General features: G+C 71.9%; 19 protein-coding genes. 10 read left to right on the top strand and 9 right to left on the bottom strand.

Translation table 11 applies throughout. The features are described from left to right. Window positions 1-123: 123 nt before the first annotated feature. Window positions 124-1,503 (top strand): hypothetical protein, encoded by a 1,380-nt coding sequence (locus tag ACF09C_RS01090; RefSeq protein ID WP_392087222.1) that lies wholly within the window; start codon window positions 124-126, stop codon window positions 1,501-1,503. A 16-nt stretch (window positions 1,504-1,519) separates the two neighbouring features. Here ACF09C_RS01090 and ACF09C_RS01085 read toward each other — a convergent pair whose 3' ends face one another. After that, on the bottom strand, window positions 1,520-2,170 hold the full coding sequence (locus tag ACF09C_RS01085) for an NADPH-dependent F420 reductase (protein WP_392087219.1): 651 nt from the start codon (window positions 2,168-2,170) through the stop codon (window positions 1,520-1,522). A 142-nt stretch (window positions 2,171-2,312) separates the two neighbouring features. Here ACF09C_RS01085 and ACF09C_RS01080 point away from each other — a divergent pair, with 142 nt between their 5' ends. Continuing rightward, entirely contained in the window at window positions 2,313-2,855 is a 543-nt protein-coding gene (locus ACF09C_RS01080; RefSeq protein ID WP_392087217.1) for a GNAT family N-acetyltransferase, read from the top strand. On the opposite strand, the gene ACF09C_RS01075 is transcribed toward ACF09C_RS01080, so the two are convergent. The 5 genes from ACF09C_RS01075 to ACF09C_RS01055 form a co-directional block, all read right to left on the bottom strand. Further along, on the bottom strand, window positions 2,848-3,399 hold the full coding sequence (locus ACF09C_RS01075) for a YdeI family protein (protein WP_392088631.1): 552 nt from the start codon (window positions 3,397-3,399) through the stop codon (window positions 2,848-2,850). The two genes, ACF09C_RS01080 and ACF09C_RS01075, sit on opposite strands and share 8 nt — an antisense overlap. 118 nt (window positions 3,400-3,517) lie before the next feature. Continuing rightward, the gene (locus ACF09C_RS01070; RefSeq protein ID WP_392087215.1) at window positions 3,518-4,810 is read right to left on the bottom strand and encodes an ATP-binding protein; all 1,293 of its coding nucleotides are present in this window, start codon (window positions 4,808-4,810) and stop codon (window positions 3,518-3,520) included. 270 nt (window positions 4,811-5,080) lie between these two features. Beyond that, window positions 5,081-5,437, bottom strand: coding sequence for a DUF805 domain-containing protein (locus tag ACF09C_RS01065; protein ID WP_362415493.1), 357 nt, complete (start codon window positions 5,435-5,437; stop codon window positions 5,081-5,083). Window positions 5,438-5,674: 237 nt separating this feature from the next. After that, the gene (locus ACF09C_RS01060) at window positions 5,675-6,061 is read right to left on the bottom strand and encodes an SPW repeat protein (RefSeq protein ID WP_362415495.1); all 387 of its coding nucleotides are present in this window, start codon (window positions 6,059-6,061) and stop codon (window positions 5,675-5,677) included. Between the two features lie 246 nt (window positions 6,062-6,307). Next, complete coding sequence (locus ACF09C_RS01055) at window positions 6,308-6,685, bottom strand: VOC family protein (RefSeq protein ID WP_392087212.1); 378 nt, start codon at window positions 6,683-6,685, stop codon at window positions 6,308-6,310. A gap of 166 nt (window positions 6,686-6,851) precedes the next feature. Here ACF09C_RS01055 and ACF09C_RS01050 point away from each other — a divergent pair, with 166 nt between their 5' ends. The 3 genes from ACF09C_RS01050 (at window position 6,852) to ACF09C_RS01040 (ending at window position 9,124) form a co-directional block, all read left to right on the top strand. After that, window positions 6,852-7,223: a cupin domain-containing protein gene (locus ACF09C_RS01050; RefSeq protein ID WP_362415499.1), complete on the top strand. Its 372-nt coding sequence runs from the start codon at window positions 6,852-6,854 to the stop codon at window positions 7,221-7,223. Window positions 7,224-7,410: 187 nt separating this feature from the next. Continuing rightward, the gene (locus tag ACF09C_RS01045; RefSeq protein WP_392087209.1) at window positions 7,411-7,941 is read left to right on the top strand and encodes a GNAT family N-acetyltransferase; all 531 of its coding nucleotides are present in this window, start codon (window positions 7,411-7,413) and stop codon (window positions 7,939-7,941) included. Between the two features lie 208 nt (window positions 7,942-8,149). Then, window positions 8,150-9,124: a teichoic acid biosynthesis protein C gene (locus ACF09C_RS01040; protein ID WP_392087207.1), complete on the top strand. Its 975-nt coding sequence runs from the start codon at window positions 8,150-8,152 to the stop codon at window positions 9,122-9,124. 24 nt (window positions 9,125-9,148) lie between these two features. Here ACF09C_RS01040 and ACF09C_RS01035 read toward each other — a convergent pair whose 3' ends face one another. Further along, the gene (locus ACF09C_RS01035; RefSeq protein WP_392087205.1) at window positions 9,149-9,517 is read right to left on the bottom strand and encodes a hypothetical protein; all 369 of its coding nucleotides are present in this window, start codon (window positions 9,515-9,517) and stop codon (window positions 9,149-9,151) included. 151 nt (window positions 9,518-9,668) lie between these two features. Here ACF09C_RS01035 and ACF09C_RS01030 point away from each other — a divergent pair, with 151 nt between their 5' ends. Continuing rightward, window positions 9,669-11,114, top strand: coding sequence for a carboxylesterase/lipase family protein (locus ACF09C_RS01030; protein WP_392087203.1), 1,446 nt, complete (start codon window positions 9,669-9,671; stop codon window positions 11,112-11,114). Between the two features lie 40 nt (window positions 11,115-11,154). Here ACF09C_RS01030 and ACF09C_RS01025 read toward each other — a convergent pair whose 3' ends face one another. Then, complete coding sequence (locus ACF09C_RS01025) at window positions 11,155-11,595, bottom strand: OsmC family protein (protein WP_392087202.1); 441 nt, start codon at window positions 11,593-11,595, stop codon at window positions 11,155-11,157. A 242-nt stretch (window positions 11,596-11,837) separates the two neighbouring features. On the opposite strand from ACF09C_RS01025, the gene ACF09C_RS01020 reads away from it, so the two are divergent. Beyond that, window positions 11,838-12,104 (top strand): hypothetical protein, encoded by a 267-nt coding sequence (locus ACF09C_RS01020; RefSeq protein WP_392087199.1) that lies wholly within the window; start codon window positions 11,838-11,840, stop codon window positions 12,102-12,104. A 103-nt stretch (window positions 12,105-12,207) separates the two neighbouring features. Next, complete coding sequence (locus ACF09C_RS01015; RefSeq protein ID WP_392087197.1) at window positions 12,208-13,200, top strand: glutamate ABC transporter substrate-binding protein; 993 nt, start codon at window positions 12,208-12,210, stop codon at window positions 13,198-13,200. A gap of 24 nt (window positions 13,201-13,224) precedes the next feature. Here the strand turns inward: ACF09C_RS01015 and ACF09C_RS01010 are convergent, their stop codons facing one another. Further along, window positions 13,225-14,025 carry an NADPH-dependent F420 reductase gene (locus ACF09C_RS01010; RefSeq protein WP_392087195.1) on the bottom strand — a complete coding sequence of 267 codons (801 nt, stop codon included), beginning with the start codon at window positions 14,023-14,025 and terminating at the stop codon, window positions 13,225-13,227. A gap of 62 nt (window positions 14,026-14,087) precedes the next feature. Between ACF09C_RS01010 and ACF09C_RS01005 the strand changes: the two genes are divergently transcribed. Together ACF09C_RS01005 and ACF09C_RS01000 are read left to right on the top strand one after the other, a co-directional pair. Next, a complete protein-coding gene (locus ACF09C_RS01005) occupies window positions 14,088-16,490 on the top strand; it encodes a molybdopterin cofactor-binding domain-containing protein (protein ID WP_392087193.1) in 2,403 nt (800 codons plus the stop codon). Between the two features lie 15 nt (window positions 16,491-16,505). Then, window positions 16,506-16,985 carry a (2Fe-2S)-binding protein gene (locus tag ACF09C_RS01000; protein ID WP_362415521.1) on the top strand — a complete coding sequence of 160 codons (480 nt, stop codon included), beginning with the start codon at window positions 16,506-16,508 and terminating at the stop codon, window positions 16,983-16,985. Window positions 16,986-17,013: the final 28 nt, after the last annotated feature.

The following is a 17,013-nucleotide window of genomic DNA, read 5'->3' as shown; positions in this document are numbered from 1 at the left end:
CAGCCCGTAAGGGATTTGGCAACACTCGATACGGTGGTGCTTCTGGCATATGCCAACGGCCCGCCGATTATCGGCCATCGGGGTGGTAACGGGAAGGGCCCGTGAGAAGGTTACGGTGCTCGTGTGGTGAACGACGACCTGGACTCGGTGGGGACGGCAGTGCTGCTCGCGGCGGCGCCGGCCGGACGCGGTAGGGCGGTGGACGCGGCGGCCGTGCTACCCGCGTTCGCCGCGGTGCCGCCGGGGGCGCTGACCGGCACGCCGGTGGCGACGGTGGTCGAACTCGCCGACCCGCTCGACCCGCAGACCGTCCTGACGCGGCTGCGTTCCGCGGCAGCGGCGCCCGGACCACTGGCCCTCTTCCTCGCGGGTCAGCTCCAGGTGGACCGCCGACAGCACCTTCCGCACCTGGCGTTGGCGCGCTCCACCGCGACGACCCTGCGCTACACCGCGCTGCCCTGGCACTGGCTCGCGGCGGAGCTGGCGGTGCGGCGCGCGGGCACGACGACGGTGGTGGCGGACTTGGTCGCCGACGCGGAGCTGTGGGAGCGACTCGGCGCCGCCCCGGGCCTCCTCTCCCTCGGCCCGGGCATCCGGCTCTACGGCCGCGTCGCTCCCACCCCGCGCCGGAGCGGCGCACCCATGACCCCGGAGTACCTGCGCCACTTCGCCACGGTCTGGCGCACGGGCGCCCGCCCGCCGCTCGCGCACCTCCACGCGGAGGCGGCGACGCAGGCGGGTCCGGGGGAGGCCGTCTGGCTGGCCCAGGAGGCGGTGGGTCCGGACGGGGTGAATCCCCGGGTTCCGCAGCCGAGTTCGCATCCCGTACAGGTGGGCGGGCGCGCGGCTGTCGCGACTCCGGCCGCCCTGCCCGCACTGGCGGTCGTGGCTACGCCGGCGGTCCTGCCCGTACCGGCGGCTGTGCCCGAGCCGCATCCGGAGCACGGGCGGGCGACCGCCGTCGCGGCACCGTCGTCCGTCCGTCCGCCCGCGCCCGCGGCACGGGAGACCACGCCGGGTGCCGGATCCGCCTACGAGCCCCCGGTGCGCGCCGCCTCCGCCCACGAGCCTTCGGTGCGCGAGCCTTCGGTGCGCGAGCCCGACCCGCATCCCGCCATCCTCGAGGCGGCGCGCGCCGGGCGCCACGGGGAGGCCGTCGCGGTCGCGGTGGCCTGGGAGCAGGCGGCCCTGCGCCGGTTCGGGGCACGGTCGCCGGAGGCCGTGCACTGGATGGAGGTACGGGCCGACCTCGCCCGGCTCGCCGAAGAGCCCGCCCGCAGCTGCGAGTTGTGGATCGCCGTGGCGCGGGCCCGGCTCGCCCTCGGCCAGGGGCCGCAGGACCCCGAGGTCGAGGGGGCGGTGGACCGGGCCCACCATCAGTGGGAACGGATCGAGGACCCCGCCCGCGCGCGTGAGCTGGGCAATGCCCTCGTCGCGCTCCGGCGCCGTGTCCCGGGTCGCAGGGCCGGGGCGCTCGCCGCCCTCCAGCGCCGCATGGTCTGAGGGCGTGGCCGGCACCCTACGGGGTGGCGGGCGGGACCACTCGGATGCCGAAGGCGAACGAGTCGATCGCCCGGGCGATGCCGACGAAGAGCAGCGCGAAGTGCTCCTGTCCCCGGGCGGTCTCGATGCCGCCGAGGTCGAGCACGGACTCCTCGGACCAGCCGAGATCGGCCAGCAGCCCGCTCACCGTCCGCTTGGCGGCGGCGTCGTCGCCCGACAGGAAGATCGTCGCAGGACCGGAGAGGCTCCCGGGGTCCACCATCACGACCCTGTCGATGGTGGAGAACGTCTTCACCACCGGCGTCGCCGGGAAGGCCCGCTGGATCTCCTCACCGAGGCTGACCACGGGGTGCGAGAGGCTCTCGTCCTCCAGGAAGCCGACGGCGACGTCCAACAGCACCTTCCCGTCCAGTGCGGCGGCGCCGATCGACTCGAGCACGGCCATGGACGCCGTCCCAGGCGTCGCGTTGACCAGCACCTCCGCGTGCGCGGCGGCGCCGGACGGAGTCCCGACCCGCACGCCGGCGTCGAGGAGTTCCTTCAGTTCCGCGAGGAGGTCCGTGTCCTCGGGTCGCCGTGACCCGAGGACGATGTCGTGACCCGCGCGGGCCCAGCCCGCCGCGAGGGCCTGTGCCACATGTCCCGTACCCAGAAGTCCGATTCGCATGGTGACGACGCTAGGCGCGGGCCGAAGGCGGCGGCATCGGACCATGGTCGGGCCCGGGCGGCCGATGGGCCTAGGACGACCTGCCTAGGACACCCCGCCCTGGGCGGGGCGGGCCGGGTGCGGGGCTGAGATGATCGTACGTATGCACGCCTCACCCTCCGCCGCGTCGCGCGGCGACCTCAGCACCGAACGGTTGCTGCTGCGGCCTGTGCGGACGGCCGATCTGCCTGCCGTCACCCGGCTGTGGACCGACCCCGAGGTCCGGCACCATCTGGGCGGGCCGGTGAGCGAGCAGGTGGTGAGGATCCGGCAGCGGCGGGTCGTCGGAGCGCCCGGGGTGCGCGCGGTGGTGCGGGCGGCCGACGGGGTCCTGCTCGGGCTCGTGACGGTTGAGCCGGGGGCGCGCGACGGGGAGACGGAGCTCTCGTACCAGTTCCTGCCCGAGCACTGGGGTCACGGCTACGCGCGCGAGGCCGTCGCCGCCGTCCTCGATGCCACGCTCCGGGACACGCCGAGCGTGGTCGCGCTGACCCAGGAGGCGAACCACCGCTCCCGACGGCTCCTCGAAGCCGTCGGCATGACCCATGTCTCCTCCTTCGTCGAACACGAGGCCCACCAGGTCCTCTACCGGCGCGGCGACCGTCCGCCCACTCCGGGCGGGGTGTCGTCCCCGCCCGTCAGGTGACCTTCTCGCCCGCGGCCAGCTTCGCCACCATCCGCTCCAGGCGCTGCGCCCGGCCCTTGGCCGTGCGGGTCTGCCAGAGCCGCACGATCACCAGATACTGATCGGTCTTGCCGAGCCCCGCGTAGAACTCCCGGGCCCGGTCGTCGGCCGCCAGGGCCGCCGCCAGGTCGTCCGGCACGGTCGCCTCCGCCTGTGACGGGTACGCTCCCTCCCACCGCCCGTCCGTCTGCGCCGCCCGCACCTCGGCGAGCCCAGGCTCCCGCATCCGCCCCGCCGCGGTGAGCGCCTCGACCTTGCGGACGTTCACCTGCGACCAGAGACTGCGGGCGCGGCGCGGGGTGTACTTCTGGACGTAGTACGCCTCGTCCCCGCTCTTGCGCTGCCCGTCGATCCAGCCGAAGCAGAGCATGCTGTCGAGGATCTCCGGATTGCTGAGGGAGACCCCGCCCTTCCCCTTCTTGGCGATCCTCAGCCAGATCCCGGGGCTGTCGGCGTGGTGGGCCTCCAGCCACGTCTCCAGTTCCGCCGTCTCGGTGACGGTCATGATGTCGAGCCCTTCGTACTGCTCCACCGTCCGGCTCCCCTGTCGTGGTCGACGCCGTCCCCGCGGGCCGGGGACGCTCATGACCACGATAGGGAGCCGCACTGACAGTGCCGTCCCGTCAGAAGCGGGCGTGGGTGGTGATGTCCGACTCGAACTGGGTGATCATCTCCGGGGTCACGGTCGGCCGGCACTGGCCGATGGCCTCCAGATAGTCCGCCGTGGTCGCGCCCGGCCGGCCTTCGTCGCCGACGGAGCGGGGGCCGACGGGGACGAGGTCGCGCTCGAAGGAGTTCTGTGCGGCGATCCGGGCGGCGTGCTCGATGTCGGCGGGCGTGAACAGGTCGCTGGCCGCGACCAGTTCGTCGATGTCGACGTCGGAGCGGCCCTCGGTGTAGCGCCCCCAGATCGCGGCACGGGCCGCCTTGTCCGGCGTACCGATCGGGATGAGGTAGTCGAAGCGGCCCGGGCGGAGGAAGGCCGGGTCGAGGGAGCGGATCGAGTTGGTGGCGCAGACCAGCAGCCGCTCGTCCCGCTCGCGGAAGCCCGGGATGAGCTTGAGGAGTTCGTTCGTCACACCGTGCATGCCGCCGGGCTGCGCGAGCTCCTGGCGGACCGGGGCGATCTCCTCGACCTCGTCGATGAAGACGAGAACCCGCTCCAGCTCCGCGATCCGGGCGAACGCGGAGCGCAGCGCGGCCGCCAGGTTCCCCTCGTCGGCGAGCCGGGACGGCAGGATCTCCACGAACGGCCAGCCGAGCCGGGACGCGATGCCCCGTGCGAACGTCGTCTTGCCGGTCCCCGGCGGACCGAACAGACCCACCGCGCGCGGCGGCCGCACACCGTGTCGCGCCGCGCGCTCCGGCTCGGCCAGCGGGAGGACGACGCGCCGTTCGATCAGGTCCTTCTCCCGCTCCATGCCGGCGACCTTGGCCCAGAGGTCTCCCGGCAGCAGCCGGCCGCCGAGGTCGTCGAGGAGGTTGGCGGCGGGGCCGTGCAGCGGCTCCACCTTCTCGAAGTAGGCGACGGCCGGCTGCCGCGTGTAGCCGGCGTTCAGGAGGCCCTCGCCGAGCAGTTCCTCCTCGGGCAGGACGTACGCGATCCGGCCGACCCGCGCCGCGACCAGCCGCCGCTCCAGCTCGACGAGGAGCGCGCTGGCGAGGCCCCGGCCGCGCCAGGCGGAGGAGATCGCGATCCGCATCACCCAGGCCCGCTCCCCGGAGACGGAGGCGAGGGCGGCGCCGATGGGAACGCCCTGGTGGACGGCGACGACGGCCGGCTGGCGGGAGGTGAGGGCGCTGATGCACTCAGCCAGGGAGAAGACGGACTCCTGGCCGAGTTCCGCCGTGGTGTCGATCAGATGGACCACCGCGGCGAGATCGCTCTCGCGGTAGTCGTGGATGAGCCAGTTCACGGATGCCGCCCCTCGTTCGTTCGATCGTGTGATCGTTCGTGTCGCGCCGTTGCGGCGAGGCTAGGGGCGAGGGCGGAGGCGGGTCGTGCGCCACCGTGCACAAGGCGTGAACGGTGATTGCTACGAACCGTCACTGGGCGTACGGCGCCCGACGGGTCGTCCTCGACGCGCCGGCCGCGTGCAGATGGCTGGAAAAGGGCTGTTCGGAACGGGCGAGGCCCCCGAAGGAACTTTCCTTCGGGGGCCTCGCGAGGTGGTGCTCGGTGGTGCTTAGTACGCCGGCGCGAGCTTCGGGTTCGGGCCGTGGGCGTTGTCGGTCTGGTTGCCCTCGGAGGCGAGGAACACGATCAGGATGATGAAACCGACCAGCGGAACGAAGTTGATCAGGATCCACCACCCGGAGCGGCCGGTGTCGTGCAGACGACGGACCGTCACGCCGAGACCGGGCAGGAACACGGCCAGCGCGTAGATCGAGTAGAGCAGCGGGTACGTGCCGATCGCGAAGTCGACGGCGGCGAGGACGATGAACGCGATGATGTTGAACAGCGCGAACATCCAGTATTCCTTGCGGCGCGCACGGCCGCTGAATACCGCGTACTTCTTGAGAACGTCGAGGTACCAGTTCACTTAGTCCCCCCAAGGACTGGGAAATGCGAGTGGGAGCCTGTCCCTGTGGAGCAAGCTTACGCAGAACTTATGTGGCCGAAACGCCGAGGGTCAATTCGTTACCTGCGATGGGGTGTTGGGGGTCGGTGTGTCTTGATTTGCGATTGTTGCAGGGTGGTAGCGGTTGCTGACGCACAGCGACGGTGCCCCGTCCCTGGCCGGGATGGGGCACCGTTCCGAGGGGGGATCAGGGCTTCCTCAGGTCTTTCTGGTCTTGCTCATGAGCAGTCCGCCCGCCGTGAGCGCGAAGAGGCAGACGCACGCGCCCGTGATGACGTTGCTCAGGATCGCGCCGGTTCCGGCGTCGGTGGTGGCGACCACCCAGGGGGAGAGGATCAGCCATACGCCGAGCGCCAGGACGACGAAGTTCAGGTCCTGGGACCGCTCGGGCGCCATCGACATGCAGAGGCCGAGGATCGCAAGGGCGATGCCCGTGACCAGGTTGCTGAGGGCGAGTTCGGGCCTGGCGGTCGAGAAGTGGACCACCCACCCGGAGACCGCGGCGTAGATGCCGGCGAGGATGACGAGTTCCTCCACCGCGGCGACACCTCGGGTCTGGAGTATCTGCGAGTATCGTTCCCGCATTTCCGGAGCGTCGGGGTGTCCCGTCATATCACCGGGGCGGTGAGAGACGTCAGACATACGACTCGCCTCCTTACTGGCGTCCTGCACGTCTGATCGCGCTTGCGGCGTCGTGCCGCGGTTTCATTGTGCTCTTATCTGGCCTTTATGTGTAGGTCTGTCCGATATCGTATCCGGACAGAAATCGGCGGGTCGATTAGCGGGGATCCGCCAAGCGGAAGAAGTGTTCTGTGAATGTTCAATGATGTGTCATGTGGTGTACGGACGGGTGATGATCTCCATGTTGTGACCGTCGGGATCGTCGAAGTAGGCGCCACGGCCGCCGAAGAGGTCGTTCACCCCGCGATCCGTATGGCCGGGGTCGGCGTAGTAGGGCACACCGATCGCCTCCAGCCGCGCGATCATCAGGTCGAACTCCTCGTCCGGCACGAGGAAGGCGTAGTGCTGCGAGACGACCGGCGTCTCGGCGTGCTCGTAGAAGTCCAGCGTCACGCTGTTGCCCAGGGCCACGGGGAGGAAGGGGCCGAAGGGTGCTGCGACCTCCAGCCCGAGGACCGTGGCGAGGAACTCGGCGGAGCGTTTCCTGTCCGTGGCTTGCACGATCGTGTGGTTGAGCTCGGCGGTCACGGGTCCTCCCGGAGTGCGGTCCGTGGTCTTCCCGTTCCGACGGTAGTCCGTCAAACGGGCCCACGGGAGGCGCGGGGTGCGGACGGGGCGGCCGGTGAGGGGTGTCCGGCGTAGCCTGGAAGTGGACTCGGGGACTTCACGTCGCACCGCCGGGAGGCGGAGGAACATGACCGGAATCGTCTCCAGAAGCTTCGACTCGGCGGATGAGACCCGTCCGTTCGAGGACGCCAAGGGCCGGCTCGACCTGATCACCACGGATCGCGGCCCGGTCGGCCGCGCGGTCTTCGAACCCGGCTGGCAGTGGAGCAAGCACATCAAGCCCATCGCCGGTACGGACAGCTGCCAGGCCGCCCATGTCGGCTATGTCGTCGGCGGCCGGATGAAGATCGTCATGGATGACGGGGAGTCCCTCGAAGTGGGCCCCGGCGACCTCTTCGTCGTCGATCCGGGCCACGACGCCTGGGTCGTCGGTGACGAGCCGTGCGTGGCCCTGGACTGGGTCGGCTTCGGCGACTACGCCGTCCGCCCGGGCTCCTGACATCCGGAGTTGACGAAAGGCCCTAGGTGTCGAGCAGATCAAGGAGATGTGATCAGCGGTTTGTGCGAACGGCTGGGCGGCCGTACGGGCGAGTGACGCGCGCTGCTCGGGGGAGGGTGGCGCGTTGCCCGGCCGCTCGCGCAAAAGCCCTGATCAACGGTGGCGCCAGCCTGTTATCGTCGCCCGCATGCGTGAACTGGTCACCCCCACCGCCCACCTGCACCGTTCCTGGCTCGAGGCGCACGCGGAGTGGAATCCCGGCGCCCGCCAGGCGGGCGCGGGGATAGGGCTCGCGGAGAGGGAGGCCCTGGCGATCCCCGAGGTCTTCGCCTCATGGGTCGGCCGACTGCGCGAACAGGCCGATACGGACCGGGTGTTGGGCGAGGAGCGAGTGCACGCCACCCATTGGTGGATCGTCGAGGACGGCGCGTACGTCGGCGCGATCGACCTGCGCCACCGGCTCAACGACTTCCTGCTGCGGGCCGCCGGGCACGTCGGCTACAGCGTCCGTCCCTCCGCCCGCCGTCGGGGCCACGCCACCTGGGCCCTGGGAGCGATCCTCCCCGAGGCCCGCGTCCTCGGCATGGACCGGGTACTGGTGACCTGCGACGAGGACAACATCGCATCGGCCCGCGCGATCGAGCGCAATGGCGGTGTCCTGGAGGACATCCGCGCCACCGAGATCGGCCGCAAGCGCCGCTACTGGATCACCCTGTGAAGAACGGGGGCGCGGGGAGCCTTCGGCACCTCGCGGACGCGCGGGGACGCACGCGGACGCCCCCGCTTCCGTCGGATTCCGCCCGAGGCGTGCGCGGGTGACAGCCCGTCGGGTCCCCGACCGCGCAACGGGCCCCCGTGCGTCACACCGCTCGCGCGGCGGCTAACATCACGGGCTTCTGCTTTCCCCCCATGCAAACGGAGTGCCCATGAACCCCACTTCTGGCTTCCCCCTGTCCCGCCGCGGCCTCATACGCACCTCTGCCGGCGCCGCGCTCGCCGCGCTCGGACTCGGCGTCGGCGCGCAGAGCGCCGCCGCGGTGACCGCCACCAAGCGGTTCGATCTCACGCAGCCGTCGCACGACCTGTTCCGCTCCAAGGACACGCACGGCGCGCGCGTCCAGCAGAGCTTCGCCTTCGACTGGGAGAACAAGTTCCTGTTCGTCGCGACCAAGCGGACGGGATCCACCGAGGCCGACGGCGACCTCTGCATCAACAAGATGGACTTCGACGGCAATTACCTCTCGTACATGCACCTCAACGGCTTCGGCCACGGTGTCGCCTTCGCCGCGCTGCCGAGCGGTTCCGACACCGAGCTGTGGATCGAGTGCGCCGCGAACACCGGCGGCTACGGCACCGCGCTCGCCCCCATCCGCTACACCGCCGACACCACCCTGGGCTCACCGGCGGCCTCGGCCGCGTACCGGCCGATCTCCGGGGCCACCGAGTACACCTGCTCCGTCGACCCGGTCTACCGGCGGATGATCGTGCGCTACCACACCAGCAGCGGCAAGCGCATCGCCGTCTACCCGCTCTCGGCCTTCGAGACGCGCGACTTCGGCGGGCCGCTGGTGGACTTCAAGCAGCCGACGATCCCCGGCACCCCGCAGGGCTACACCCTCTACGGCTCGTACATGTACTACCTGACGGGTGACGCGTATCCCAAGCCCGGCACTCCCGTGGGCGACGGCAACTCCTACCTCACCAGCATCGACATCAACACGGGCACCGTCGAGCAGGGTCCCGTCCTTACCAAGGCCGGCTCCACCCTCCACTTCCGCGAGCCCGAGGGCCTCGCGATCTACCGCACGGACGCCGGTGAGGCCCGCCTCTTCCTCGGCTTCGCCACCGGCGAGGACGGTGACCGGCGGTCCAGCATCTTCTACAAGAACGTGCTGGTCTGACCCGGGCCCGGCCGTCGGCCGACGTCAGCCGTACGCGTCCGTCATGCAGTCCCGGGCGCAGGCGCCCCGTTCGTACTCGTGGCGGAGGGCCGCCGCCGCGAGGCGGGGGTCGGCGTCCGGCCGGTCGAAGTGCTCGTCCGCCAGCCGGACGACGTCCGAGACCGTGATGATCGCCGGCTCCCCGACGCCCGCCGCCCCGCGGGCGGAGGCGATCGCCATGCCGGCCGCCCGGCGCAGCACCCGCCAGTGCTCCCGCTCCGTGGCGTCCCCTGCCCGAGCGGGGGCAGACGGGCGCGCCGAGCGGCCCTGGCGGGCGACGCCGAGAGCCATGAGACCGATCCCGGCGGCGACCACCAGGATCCCGACCGCCGTCCCCGCGTGCAGCCCCGCCATGCGCGACCTCCCTGCCGTCCCCTTGAGTCGTACCCCGGCCGGCCGGACTCCAGTCGAGGGGGGAGGCGATCAGGTGACACGCGTAAGTGACACGTGTCACCTTTCTGTTTCAGGCGTTGACTCGGCTGATCACCGGCCGGACGCTGCTTCTATGACCGTCACCACCGTCACCACCACCCGCGGCCCCGTGCGCGGCGAGCGCCGGGCCGACGGGAGCCTGCGCTTCCTCGGCATCCCCTACGCGCAGCCGCCCGTCGGCGACCTCCGCTTCGCGGCGCCCGTGCCGCCGGAACCGTGGACCGAGCCCCTGGACGCCACGGCGTACGGCCCGACCGCCCAGCGGCGAGCCTTCGCCGAGGTCACGACCATCCCCGAGCCGTCCGTCCCGGGCGCCGGGGTCCTCAACCTCAACGTCTTCACGCCGGGCACGGACCCCGAGGCCGGACTGCCGGTCCTCGTCTGGATCCACGGCGGCGGGTACGTGGCGGGCTCGGCGGCCAGCCCCTGGTACGACGGCTCGGCCTTCAACCGGGACGGTGTCGTCCTGGTCTCCCTCGGCTACCGGCTCGGCATCGAGGGCTTCCTGCACCTCGACGACGCCCCCGACAACCGGGGCGTCCGCGACTGGATCGCCGCCCTCGAATGGGTCCGCGACAACATCGCCCGCTTCGGCGGCGACCCCGCCAAGGTCACCATCGCCGGCCAGTCGGCCGGCGGCGGCGCCGTCCAGACCCTGCTCGCCGTCCCCGCCGCCCGGGGCCTGTTCCGGGGTGCCCTCTCGGTCTCCGGGGCCGTCATGAGCCCCGACGGACCCGAGGTCGCACGCGCCGCGTCCCGGCTGTTCACGGCCCGCACCGGCGTGCCCGCCACCGCCGCCGCGCTCCGGGAGCTCAGCGACGACGAACTCCTCGATCTCCAGGACCGGCTCGGCGCGCCGGGCCCGGACCGCGAGGGTCTGCCGCCCCTGCTCTCCCTGGCCCCCTTCGCCGACGGCGAGCTGATCCCGGAGCCCGTTCTCGGCGCGCTCACCACCGGGGACGCGGGCGCCGACGTGCCGCTCATGCTCGGCTTCACCGCCCACGAGTTCAACGCCTTCCCCGCGCCGGGACCCGACGGCCCGCCCGTCCCGGTACTGCTCGGGGCGCTGGGCCTCGCCGAGGAGAAGGTGGCGGCCTTCACGAAGGCGTACGGCGCCGACGGACCGGACACGCTGTTCGGCCAGGCGCTCACCGACGTCACCTTCCGCGCGCCCTCGCTGGCCGTCGCGGAGGCCCGCGCGGCGAGCGGACGTCCCACCTGGCTGTACGAGTTCCAGTGGGAGTCGCCCGTCAACGGCACCGCCTTCCACTGCCTGGACCTGGCGTACGCCTTCGACCTCCTGGACGCCGAGGGGGTCGCCGCCGCCGCGGGCGACGCGCCGCCCCGCGCCCTGGCCGACGCGATGCACGGCGCATGGGTCGCGTTCGTACGGGACCAGGACCCGGGCTCCTCCTGGCCGCGCTACACGGCGGGCGACCGGGCCACGATGCTCTGGGGGGCCGAGTCGCACGTGGAGCGGGACCCGCTGGCCCAGGTCCGCGAGATCTGGCACGACTGAGCGGCCGAGCCCTGCGGAGCGGGCACGGGTGGACCGAAGGTCAGCCCGCTCGGAAGCCGATGGTCCCGTCGGGCAGGACGGCCTCCACCGTCGCTCCGTGCTCGACGGTGCGGCTCACCGTGCAGAACTTCTCGTGCGTGAGCCGCACACCGCGGGCGAAGACCTCGGCGGCCTTCGGGTTGTTGTCGGGCAGCTCGAACTCGTAACTGACCCTGATCCGGCCCACCCGGCCGTCGTCCTCCGGTGCGGAGACCGACTCCACGACGATCCGCAGGTCGTCGTGGTCCACGGCGCGCGCCGTCCGGTCCACCACCATGCCGCCGCAGCCGCCCATGGCCGCGAGCAGCAACTCGACAGGCGTGAACGAGGGCTGGGCGTCCGGGTCGTCCGCCGCCCCCATGCGTACCTCCGCCCCCCGGTCGTTGCGGGCGGTCCACTGCCGGTAGCCGGTGCGGACGGTCTCGATGCGGTAGTCAGCCATGCTGGTGCGGGCTCCTCGGTGCGAGTGTGCGAATGGATGAGCGCCTGGGTGCGGCGGGTGCGGACGGATGTGCGCGTGGGTGCGGCGGGTGCGTGTCGGTCGCCCGCCCACGCAACCCCACCGGGCCCCGACCGCCAAGGGGACGCGCCGCGACGGGCGTACGCCGGTCTGAGTATGCGGGGCAGGCCGGGTGAGTACGTCGCCGGATGCCCAGCCCGGGCCTCCAGCGGTGGAATGGGGGCATGACCACGGACGCCCGGCACACCAGCCGTATCCAGCACGTCACGGCCACCGGCTCGGCCGTGGCGGTCGCGCTCCTCCCGCTCGTCGTCGGCATGATGCTCGCGCGGAGTGTGGGTGCCGACCCGATGACGTCCGTGAACGCGCTGATCACGAGCGGCGGACAGCGCGCCCGGCTCTCCCGCTGCCAGCTGCGCGCCGTGCCGCGGCCGGCGCTTCCCGCCCTCCCTGCCCTGCCCGCCCTCTCCGTGCTCCGCCGGGGTCGGTGAAGACTCCTCCAACTTCCGTCCAACTCTCGGTATGGGGACCGCGGTTGGGGTTCTCGTGCGTAGCCTTGGGGGTGGGGGAGTCGGCTGCGCGGGGGTGGGGCTTGTGACTGCTGGATCCGGTTCGCGACGGCGCGGGCGGGGGCCGCTGGGCGGACGCCTCGCGCTCTGGCTGACACTGGCCGCGGCCGTGCTCGCCGCGGCCCCGGCCGCCGCCGTCACGGCCGCCCCGTCCGCCGGGCCACCTGCCCAGGCGGCCCGCCCGCCGGCCGCCGGGGCCGCACGGGCGCGGGACTGCGACCCCCGGCGCGCCGGTCCCCGCCCCGACCGGGTGGACGGCGAGGCCGTACGGCGCATCCGGGAGCGCGGGCATCTTGTCGCCGGCGTCGACCTGAACAGCTACCTCTGGGCCTCCCTCGACCAGGACGCCCAGGAGCCGTCCGGCTTCGACATCGACCTCGTACGGGCGATCGCCCGTGACATCCTCGGCCCGAAGGCCACGGTGCGCTTCGTCAGCATGCCGCCCGCCCAGCGGATCCCCCGGCTGCAGAGCCGCCAGGTCGACGTCATCGTGCGCACGATGAGCATCACCTGCGAGCGGCTCGCCGATGTCGCTTTCTCCAGCGTCTACTTCGAGACCGGGCACCGGCTCCTCGTGCCGCAGGACTCCGAACTCACCGGCTTCGACGCGAAGCTGCGCGGCCGGCGCGTCTGCCTGAGCAAGGGCAGTTCGGCCTCCGACCTGCTGAAGAACTCGGGCACCGGCGCCGTCGCCGTGGAGACCGCGAGCCATCTGGACTGCCTCGTCGAACTCCAGCAGCGGAACGTGGACGCCGTCCTCACCCATGCCACGCTCGCCGCCGGACTCGCCGCCCAGGACCCCACGCTCACCATCGTCGGACCGCTCCTCGACACCTCGCTGTACGGCGTCGCGATGAACAAGGACGACACGGACCTGGTCCGGCGGGTCAACGCGGTGCTCGAGGACTATCGGGCGGGCGGCACCGCGAGCCCCTGGATGGTCTCGTACGACAAGTGGCTCGCCCCGACCCTGGGCCCCCGTCCGCAGGGCCCGCCGCCGGCCGCGTACGCCGACTGACGTACGCCGACCGCGGGTGTGCCCTCAGCCCCGGAACGTGGCCGGACGCTCGGGAGACGCCTCGGCGAGGGCCTTGGTGACCGCCTCGACCCCGGCCCGCAGGCCGTAGACCGGGGTGTCGGGCTGCTGGCGCCAGGAGTCGTCGATCCCGCCGGCGTCGACCGTGTCGAAGCCCAACTGGTCGATCAGGGCGCGGACGGTCTTCTTCGCGACCTCGTCGTCGCCCGCCACCGGCAGTGCCATCCGCTCCGGGTCACCGGCCGGAAGCGGCCGGTCCAGGATGTCCTCGGCGTACGTGCCGTTGAACGCCTTGATCACAGGGTGGCCCAGGTGCTGCTCGATCCAGCGGCTCTCGGTGAGGCCGTCGTCCTCGATGGCGGCGATCCGGCCGTCGCGCTGCTGCGGGTAGTAGTTGTTGGTGTCGATGAGGGCGAAGCCCTCCGCGGCGTCCGCGAAGAGGCCCGAGGGCAGGTCGGGAACCGCCTTGAGGGGCACGGTGACGACGACGATCTCCGCGCCGCGCGCCGCCTCCCCGGCCGCGACGGGCGTCGCGCCGGTCTCCTCGGCGAGCGCCGTGAGGGTGTGCGGACCACGGGAGTTGGCGACGGACACGTCGTGCCCGAGTGCCGTGAGGCGACGGGTGAGATTGCCGCCGATGTTGCCTGCGCCGATGATGCCGATCTTCATGGACGTTCCTTCCGAGCCGGTGCGACGGGGTGTCACGAACGGTCTGAACCTCCTGGCCCGGGCGAGGTATTCCCGGTTCGTCCCGCGGTGTCGTGAGGGCTTGGAGGTGCCGCGGTGAATCCTGGGCCGTTCCGGCATGCGGAAGTCGGCAGATGAGCGATGATCCCCTTCGACGTGGTGGTCCGTGGAGAGGGCAGTCGATGACCGTGCGGGAAGACGCGCACCAGCAGCATCAGGAGCGGAACGAGGAGCGGAACGAGGAGCGGAACGAGGGGCGAGGCGCGGAGCGGGACGCGCCGGGACCCGACCGGCGACGCTTCCTCGGGTACGTCCTCGCGGCGCCGACCCTCACCGTCGCCGCGCAGTTCGGCGAGGCGGTCCTCGCTCCCGCCCCGGCGCTCGCCGCCGCCCCGGCACTGGTGCCGTCCCTGCCCGGGCCTTCCGAGATCTACGACCTCAACGACATGCTCACGCACGCCGCCCTGCCCACCGCGAACCTGATCACGATCCGCATCGAGGCCGACGGCTCCGCCTCCTTCGCCCTGCCCCGCGCCGAGGTCGGCCAGGGCATCACCACCTCCTCCGCCATGGTGATCGCCGAGGAGCTCGACCTCCCGCTGGACAAGGTGCGGGTCAGCCTCGCGGACGCCCGCCCGGAGCTGCTGTTCAACCAGATGACCGGCGGCTCCAACACCACCATCTCCACCTTCACCCCGCTCCGCGTCGCCGCCGCCGTCGCCCGGGGCCGGCTGCTGCGCGCCGCCGCGCTCGAACTCGGCGAGCTGCTGGGATCGCTCACCGCCAAGGCCGGCGCGGTCGTCTCCTCGGCGACAGGCCGGAGCCTCGGCTACGGCGAACTGGCCGCGAAGGCGGCCGCGGTGAGTGACGCGGCGGTCGCGGTCGTCCTCAAGAAGCCCTCCGAGTTCACGATGATCGGCACCGCTCAGCGGCGCATCGACGCCCTGGAGGCCGTGACCGGCCGCAAGCGGTTCGCGATGGACGTGCGCGTCCCCAACGCCCTGCCCACGATGGTCTGCCGACCGCCGACCATCAACGGCACGGTCCGCTCGGTCGACAACCTGGCCGAGGTGCGTGCCGTGCCGGGTGTCACCGACGTCGTACGGATCTCCACCGGCGTCGCGGTCCGCGCCCGCACGTTCGGTCAGTGCATCGACGCCGTCCGGGCCCTCAGGGTCACCTGGGGACCCGGAACCGCTGAGGGCGCCTCGGACGCGACCGTCCAGCGCAAGCTGAGGGCGGCCGAACTGCCCCTCGTCGTACCGCCGTTGCCGCTGCTCACCAAGGCCGTCGACGCCCGCTTCACGTTCCACTTCTCCAGCAACAGCGCTCTGGAGACCAACTGCGCCATCGCGGACGTCCGTTCGGACTCGGCCGAGATCTGGGCGAGCCTGAAGACGCCGATCGTGGCACAGGAACAGATCGCCCTCCAGCTCGGTCTTCCGATCACGGCCGTGAAGGTCCATGTCACCGAGGGGGGCGGCTCGTTCGGCCGCAAGCTCTTTCACGACGCAGCCGGGGAGGCGGCCGAGATCTCCCGGGCCATGGGCAAGCCCGTGAAGCTGATGTGGCACCGGACCGACGACTTCCGCCAGGGCCGTACGCACCCCATGTCGACGTCCCGGGTCCGGGCCACGTACACGCTCGGCGAAGTGCTGACGTACGAGCAGCGCCACACCTCCGTCGCCACCGACTTCGGCCACGGCCTCGGCGAGATCATCACCGCCTCTGCCGCCCAACTGCCCGTGGGCGACCTCGCGTTCTCCGAGACCATCTTCGCGCTGACCCAGCAGAGCCCGTATCACTTCGGGGTCACCACCCAGCTGCTCAGCGAGACGGACAAGGGGTTCAACACCGGCTCCATGCGCGGTATCTACTCGCCCAACGTCCGGTGCGCCCAGGAACTGGTCGTGGACGAACTCGCCAGGCGCATGGGCAAGGACGCGTACGACTTCCGGCGCCGGCACCTCAAGGAGGAGCGCGCCCGCGCGGTCCTGGACAAGGTCGCCGAGCTGGGCCGCTGGGGCCGGTCGATGCCCTCGGGCATGGCCCAGGGCATCGCCCTCCACCCCGAGTACCACGCCTTCGTCGCCGTGCTCGCCGAGATCGACTGCCGACCGGAGACCACCGGCCGGAAGGTCCACGACGCCTACACCGGGCCACGTGTGACCAAGGTCGTCTGCGCGGTCGACGTCGGCCTCGCCGTCAACCCGCGCGGTCTGGAGGCCCAGATGATGGGCGGGATCGCGGACGGCATCGCCCTCGCGCTGACCTCCGGCCTCCATCTCGAGAACGGGCACTTCCGGGAGGGGAGCTGGGACAACTACTTCTACACCCGGCAGTGGAACACCCCGCCCGAGCTGGAGATCGTCGTCATGCCGCCGACCTCGGACCGGCCGGGCGGCGCGGGCGAGCTGGCCGTCGGGGCCGCGATGGCCGCCGTGGCCTGCGCGTACGGCCGGGCCACCGGCACCATGCCGACGACCTTCCCCGTCAACCACGGCGAGCCGCTCTCCTTCGAGCCGCTGCCCACCACCCCGCCGATCCCCGCCTCGCCGGTCGACGGCCTCGACCGCGCCTTCTAGGACCCAGGAGCCACCGTGCCGCACCACACCTTCATCCTCAACGGCAAGGCCGTCACGGCCGAGGTCGAGGACGACGTCCGGCTGCTGTGGGTGCTCAGGGACGTCCTCGGCGTCACCGGCCCCAAGTACGGCTGCGGGCTCGGCGTCTGCCAGGCGTGCACCAGCCACATCAACGGCAAGGCGTTCAACCCCTGCTCCGTGCCGGTCGCGGCGATCGCCCCGACCGACGAGATCACCACGATCGAGGGCCTGCCGGCCACCGTCGGCGCGGAGCTGCACCCGATGCAGGAGGCCTGGCTGGATCTCGACGTGGTCCAGTGCGGCTACTGCCAGCCCGGGCAGATCATGACGGCCGTCGCGAAGGTCCGCGCGGCGCGCGAGGCCGGGCGGGAGATCGACGAGGCCGATCTGGACGAAATCCGCAACATCTGCCGGTGCGGGACCTATAACCGGATCCGTGAGGCGATCGTGGCGGGAGCCCGCCGGATGCCCTGACACCAGCGATGAGCCGGCCCGGCGCCGG

The organism is Streptomyces sp. NPDC014870, from assembly GCF_043081505.1.
Taxonomy (GTDB): domain Bacteria; phylum Actinomycetota; class Actinomycetes; order Streptomycetales; family Streptomycetaceae; genus Streptomyces.
The sequence above is the reverse complement of the archived record's forward strand: the minus strand, read 5'-3'. Positions and strand labels throughout refer to the sequence as shown.

Excerpts from the sequence above, each read along its gene's own strand:
- ACF09C_RS01025 (WP_392087202.1), bottom strand. The coding sequence starts at position 11,595 with ATGGCTGACTACCGCATCGAGACCGTCCGCACCGGCTACCGGCAGTGG.
- ACF09C_RS01050 (WP_362415499.1), top strand. The coding sequence starts at position 6,852 with ATGACCGGAATCGTCTCCAGAAGCTTCGACTCGGCGGATGAGACCCGT.
- ACF09C_RS01040 (WP_392087207.1), top strand. The coding sequence starts at position 8,150 with ATGAACCCCACTTCTGGCTTCCCCCTGTCCCGCCGCGGCCTCATACGC.
- ACF09C_RS01080 (WP_392087217.1), top strand. The coding sequence starts at position 2,313 with ATGCACGCCTCACCCTCCGCCGCGTCGCGCGGCGACCTCAGCACCGAA.
- ACF09C_RS01020 (WP_392087199.1), top strand. The coding sequence starts at position 11,838 with ATGACCACGGACGCCCGGCACACCAGCCGTATCCAGCACGTCACGGCC.
- ACF09C_RS01030 (WP_392087203.1), top strand. The coding sequence starts at position 9,669 with ATGACCGTCACCACCGTCACCACCACCCGCGGCCCCGTGCGCGGCGAG.
- ACF09C_RS01005 (WP_392087193.1), top strand. The coding sequence starts at position 14,088 with ATGACCGTGCGGGAAGACGCGCACCAGCAGCATCAGGAGCGGAACGAG.
- ACF09C_RS01075 (WP_392088631.1), bottom strand. The coding sequence starts at position 3,399 with ATGACCGTCACCGAGACGGCGGAACTGGAGACGTGGCTGGAGGCCCAC.
- ACF09C_RS01085 (WP_392087219.1), bottom strand. The coding sequence starts at position 2,170 with ATGCGAATCGGACTTCTGGGTACGGGACATGTGGCACAGGCCCTCGCG.
- ACF09C_RS01045 (WP_392087209.1), top strand. The coding sequence starts at position 7,411 with ATGCGTGAACTGGTCACCCCCACCGCCCACCTGCACCGTTCCTGGCTC.
- ACF09C_RS01035 (WP_392087205.1), bottom strand. The coding sequence starts at position 9,517 with ATGGCGGGGCTGCACGCGGGGACGGCGGTCGGGATCCTGGTGGTCGCC.
- ACF09C_RS01010 (WP_392087195.1), bottom strand. The coding sequence starts at position 14,025 with ATGCCGGAACGGCCCAGGATTCACCGCGGCACCTCCAAGCCCTCACGA.
- ACF09C_RS01060 (WP_362415495.1), bottom strand. The coding sequence starts at position 6,061 with ATGCGGGAACGATACTCGCAGATACTCCAGACCCGAGGTGTCGCCGCG.